This window comes from Chitinophaga costaii (genome assembly GCF_900094705.1).
GTDB lineage: Bacteria > Bacteroidota > Bacteroidia > Chitinophagales > Chitinophagaceae > Chitinophaga > Chitinophaga costaii.
The window spans coordinates 1-4,145 of the sequence record NZ_FMAR01000036.1 but is presented as its reverse complement, the minus strand read 5'-3'; the positions used below and the strand labels follow the sequence as shown (position 1 = coordinate 4,145).

Annotated in this window: 3 protein-coding genes and 1 pseudogene; 3 read left to right on the top strand and 1 reads right to left on the bottom strand. The window is 40.7% G+C overall.

Annotated elements, in window-relative coordinates; all coding sequences use genetic code 11:
• The 3 genes and pseudogenes from GA0116948_RS20710 to GA0116948_RS20700 all read left to right on the top strand — a co-directional run.
• Positions 1-1,393: RHS repeat domain-containing protein (locus GA0116948_RS20710; protein WP_317041943.1), on the top strand; the 1,393-nt coding region annotated here is incomplete at its 5' end.
• A 132-nt stretch (positions 1,394-1,525) separates the two neighbouring features.
• Positions 1,526-1,873, top strand: coding sequence for a hypothetical protein (locus tag GA0116948_RS20705; RefSeq protein ID WP_089715790.1), 348 nt, complete (start codon positions 1,526-1,528; stop codon positions 1,871-1,873).
• A gap of 115 nt (positions 1,874-1,988) precedes the next feature.
• Positions 1,989-2,918: pseudogene (locus GA0116948_RS20700) on the top strand (RHS repeat-associated core domain-containing protein); the annotation flags it as partial.
• A gap of 625 nt (positions 2,919-3,543) precedes the next feature.
• Here GA0116948_RS20700 and GA0116948_RS20690 read toward each other — a convergent pair.
• Positions 3,544-3,993, bottom strand: a complete 450-nt coding sequence (locus GA0116948_RS20690) for a nitroreductase family protein (RefSeq protein WP_205686196.1) — start codon at positions 3,991-3,993, stop codon at positions 3,544-3,546.
• Between the last annotated feature and the right edge of the window lie 152 nt (positions 3,994-4,145).

Sequence of the window (4,145 nt, the reverse complement as noted above, 5' to 3'; positions counted from 1 at the left end):
CGTGGTGGAGAGCCAGGCGGATATGGACCGGTTGAGTTATATTTACCCGAAGGATAATAACGGGCAACTAACGGCTAACCGTTTGCGGCATATCCAAGATGGGGTGAGCGGCAGCAATTACGCCAACAAGGACCTGGTGAACCAGGCTGCTGATAACTATCATTACGACAACATTGGCAACCTCACAGCAGATCCTGCGAACGGGGTGAGCCAGATCCAGTGGACGGTGTATGGGAAAATTTCGCATATCACGAAGACGAACGGGGATGCACTGAAATATACCTACGACGCTACAGGAAACAGGATTTATAAGGAGTATATTAGCGGAGGCGTCACCAGCCGGACCTGGTATGCAAGGGATGCGCAAGGTAACACGCTGGCGGTGTATGGGAATAAGAATGGGGACAGCCAGGTGTACTGGAATGAGCAGGATTTGTATGGCAGCAGCCGGCTGGGTACCTGGCAGGCGGGCATCACGCTGACAGCTGGCGCAGGGGCTACGGCCTGGAGCCAGGAAGGGTTATCCCGGTATGAGCTAACGAACCACCTGGGCAATGTGTTGTCTACCATCAGTGACCAGCGGGTGGGTGTGGATAATGATCATAATGGAGCGATAGATTATTATTTGCCTACGATTGCGAGTTATAGTGATTATACGCCGTTTGGGATGCAGATGGTGGATAGGAATGGGAGTACGGGGGGATATCGGTATGGGTTTAATGGGAAGGAGAATGATAATGAGGTGAAGGGGGATGGGAATCAGCAGGATTATGGGATGCGGGTGTATGATCCGAGAGTGGGAAGGTTTTTGAGTGTGGATCCGCTAACCAAAACATACCCTTGGTGGTCGCCTTATGCATTTGCGGGCAATAGCCCAATAGTAGCTGTAGATTTAGATGGGTTGGAAATTTGGATACCTCGCTTGATTCCATTAGAGCCAATTTTGACGCTGCCTAAGCCAGGGACAATAACTGTTCCTCTTCCTCCAGGTGAAATAGTTTTGCCTCCAGTTATGCCCTCCTTGCCTCGGGACTTGACTGTTGGACAACCTAAGAGAATGGAAGCATCTGAAGGAGCGAATCTCCCGATTGACTGGACTAATCCGCCAGCTTCACCTGGAGAATTGAGCAGCGAATGGGAAGACATTACGCATCCGAGCAACAAATCAGGAAGTAGAGATTTTTTAAATAATAAGACAAAAGAGAAAATCAGATGGGATCCGCGTAAAGACGGGGCGCCTGGCTGGGAGGGCAAAGACCATTGGCACAGGTATAATCCTAACTCCAGTAATAAAGGTGACTATTATCTGGATAAGTCTGGCAATCCAGTTCCCAAAGGATCAGGACCATCACACATAGGGATGCCGAAGATGTTGAATGAGATAATAGTATAACCTGAACCGGAAAAGAAAAATTGGTTCAAACGCACGCTTGATCGTGTAAAAGGGTGGCTTAATACTGAGGTGCCAGGGACAGAACCCTCAGAAAATAAAAACTCATATTTCTCATAAACTAAACATAGGCTTATGTTGATACTAAACGAAACCATTGAGGAACTACGAAAATTGGAGTTACATGATCAAGGGATTAATAGAATTGATTTTGATTTTAGTAAAAGAGAGATAACAATTTCTTTCTCGGTATATGAAGAATCAGCTTCTGATCATGTAGGTCTTATATATGAGTTTTCCGATGTTCGTTCTCTTATTATATCTCAAGTAGATTTAAAAACATTTTTAGACTTGGAGATACATTCTCATGAGGTTATTGCTAGGCCAGAAGGAGATTATAGTTTTCGTTTAGAAATGTTGCAGGGTATAGGTGATCCGTCTTCTGTTATATTTTTTTTATTTGGCCAATGTAGAAAATTATAGCAAAGGAATGATAATTGAAATGAATCACAATAAGAAAACCCGGCCACTGCGCCGGGTTTTAAGGCAGGTATGGCTGTGGGCGTGAGATTGCGCAGGTTTTTACCGGTATGGGTTTAATGGGAAGGAGAATGATAATGATAATGAGGTGAAGGGGGAGGGGAATAATATAGACTTTGGTGGGAGAGTGTATGATTCAAGAGTCGGAAGGTGGTTTCGGGTGGATCCTCAGGCAATAAAGTATCCGAGTTTGGCACCATATGTTTACGCAGTTAACAATCCTAATTATTTAATTGACCCAAATGGACAGGATGTAATACCTTCAAATTTTAAAGTGACTCGTTGGGCTGATGGTTCAATAACGGTGACAGGATCTGTGAAAATCACAATTCAAATATTGAATGTATCATCTAAAGTGAATAACGATATTGATTTAAGTGATATTCAGAATACGGTTCGCTCTAAGTTGACAGATTATCTTTATGGTCAAAAGTCTGGCAATCAAACAGGGCCATTTACAACAAAAAATAGAAGGTTAAAGAATACAAATGAGTATGTAAATAGAAAAGTAACCTATGATATAAAAACGGATATTGATGTTAGAGTTGTAGATAGAATAGATGATATTGATGATGGAGCAAATGTGCTATTGATTGTAGATAAGATTACTAATACTACTAAGGGAGATGTTTTAGGGGTTGCCCAAAGAGGGGGGAGAATTGCTCTAATGGAGGCTTCAGATTTGGCAAATTTTTCAAGGAGATCCGAAGGTTTGAAAACAGTAGTTCATGAGTTATTACATACTTTAGGAGCGTATGATCGGGGGGAAAATGACAAGGATATAATGAATGGTGAACCCAATAGTTGTTGGGATATACACAGTGAGCATGTCATGGAGGTGTGGCAAGAATCGCTAGGTCCTTGGAATTTCATTTGGGATCAAATAAACAAAAGAGGAGATATTAAGCCTGATGAACAAAATTCAACTAGCAGAAACGATGCGGCTAAATATTTGAAAGAAAAGGGAGCAGTTATAAATTTAAAATAAGAATGATTTCATGAAACGATTTTTATATATATGTTTTTTTTTGTTTCTCATGCTCTGCAAAAAATAATAACAAGACGGGCAAGGAATTAGTGGTCGAAAAATGTATTTCGTGCCATAATTACACGGCTCGAAGATCTATGTATAAACCGTCAATATTAGAAATGAAAGGAATGGGATTGAAATTTAGTTATATATATTCGGAAGCTTTATGCGATAATAATCATCTATTTCTTTTTAAAAATTTAACGAAAGCTGAGCGGGATAGTATTTTTGTTTTTATAATGAATCAGAAGAGTGATTTTGAAGATAAAAGAAAATGAGGATTGACTTATCAATAAATACTTATAGCGTGTTATGCTATTAGATGGAAAATTTGAATTTAGACAATAAGTATTTGTACTTTTTTTGGTGTAAAAATGTTATGCAATTGTATTGGGTAAATATAGAAAAAAGTAACTTGGAAGGGATGGGGAGGAGCGTTGTATAGTTGCAATTGCGCCCTACTATGGCATTCATTAAAAGCGTCATAAGAATTTACTTAAGCCAGTTTTCATTGGCATCAAAAAAGTCCTAAAGTGTTTCTTCAAAAGCTTTGCTAATCCCATTTTAATTTGCTAATTCCATTTCAAATTGATTGCACCACATCATCCAGATCAAACCGCGATTTTGGTGAAACGGTTGGATGATTCAAATCACTTGCGTCGGCATAGCCTACCGTAACCGCAAATAATGGCGTATAATCACTTTGGGGCAATAGCTGTTTATACGCGTTACGGTTAATGCCTTCCATGGGGGTGGCGTCCAGTCCCATACTGGCGCAGGCACTCAAAAAATAACCTAATGAAAGATAAACCTGGTTTACCATCCAGGATTTTGTAGCGACCATGCCATGTGCTTTTAACTGATGTTCATAGAAAGCAATCCAATCCGGGGGCAAAATGGAAATATTGCGTTTTTCAAAAAGTGGTAGATCTTCGATAACACTAAACACCACTAAAAGTCCAACATTGTGTATTCCTCCGCCAGCGCACAGGTCCAAATGAATTGAAAAGTCATCTATTTTTGCAGATAGCAAAATAAATTATAGATGCAATCACAATCTACGCTTCGCCGCCCCCGTATCCCTCCTTTGGAATACACATCATCATATTAAGGATTCTCCATCGGAGGGATACGACAGGCGGTAAAAGCCTACGAAGAACAAATCAAGTACGACGGGAACGGTAA